Origin of the sequence: Inquilinus limosus MP06 (genome assembly GCF_000767795.1) — a bacterium.
In the GTDB taxonomy this organism is placed as follows: domain Bacteria; phylum Pseudomonadota; class Alphaproteobacteria; order DSM-16000; family Inquilinaceae; genus Inquilinus; species Inquilinus limosus_E.
Map to the genome: position 1 here is coordinate 1 of NZ_JANX01001049.1, position 1,024 is coordinate 1,024.

Below are 1,024 nucleotides of genomic sequence, written 5' to 3' on the forward strand. Positions count from 1 at the left end.
GGAAGCCCGGGATGAAGCCCAGCAGCGCCACCACCCCCGCGGCCATCAGCAGCGCCGTCGGGTTGGCACCGATCTGGCGGGCGATGTCGGCACCGAGGTTGCGGCTGTCCGCCGTCGTCACCCGGGTGACGATGGTGCCCGAGGTGATGGCGACGAACAGCGCCGGGATCTGCGACACCAGCCCGTCGCCGATGGTCAGCAGCGAGTAGACGTGCATCGCCTGGCCCAGCGACATGCCGTGCTGCAGCATGCCGACGGCGAGGCCGCCGATCAGGTTGACCGCGACGATGATCAGTCCGGCGATGGCGTCGCCCTTCACGAACTTCATGGCGCCGTCCATGGCGCCGTAGAGCTGGCTCTCCTTCTCCAGCGTCTGGCGGCGACGGGTCGCCTCGGCCAGGTCGATGTCGCCGGAGCGCAGCTCGCCGTCGATGCTCATCTGCTTGCCGGGCAGGGCGTCGAGGGTGAAGCGCGCCGCCACCTCGGCCACGCGCTCGGCCCCCTTCACCACCACCACGAACTGGACCACGGTGATGATCAGGAAGATCACCAGGCCGATGGCGAGGCTGCCGCCGATCACGAACTCGCCGAAAGTCTGGATGATGGCGCCGGCATCGGCCTGCATCAGGATCAGGCGGGTGACGCCGATCGACAGCGCCAGCCGGAACACCGTGGCGATCAGGATCACCGAGGGCAGCACCGACAGCTCGAGCGGGCTGCGCAGATAGACCGCCACCATCAGCAGCAGGACCGCGAAGGTCATGTTGCAGGCGATCAGCGCGTCGACCAGCAGGGTCGGCAGCGGCAGGATCATCAGCAGGATGGTCGCGACCAGCAGGGCCACGATCATCAGGTCCTGCCGCCCGGACGCGGCGGCCAGGGCGGATTGCCAGCTGCGGGTGCGGGTCGCCGTCATGCCGCCACCCGCCGGTCGGGGGCGTCGAGATAGTCGCGGAAGGCGCGCCGCGCCGCCTCGATCTCGCCGAGCTGGTGCAGCGCCCGGCTGCGCAGCAGGTGGCGGGCC

General features: G+C 70.0%; 1 protein-coding gene. It reads right to left on the reverse strand.

The window, feature by feature from the left end:
* Positions 1 to 916 (reverse strand): flagellar biosynthesis protein FlhA (locus P409_RS35095; protein WP_034849655.1); only part of this gene is annotated, 916 nt, incomplete at its 3' end.
* Positions 917 to 1,024: the final 108 nt, after the last annotated feature.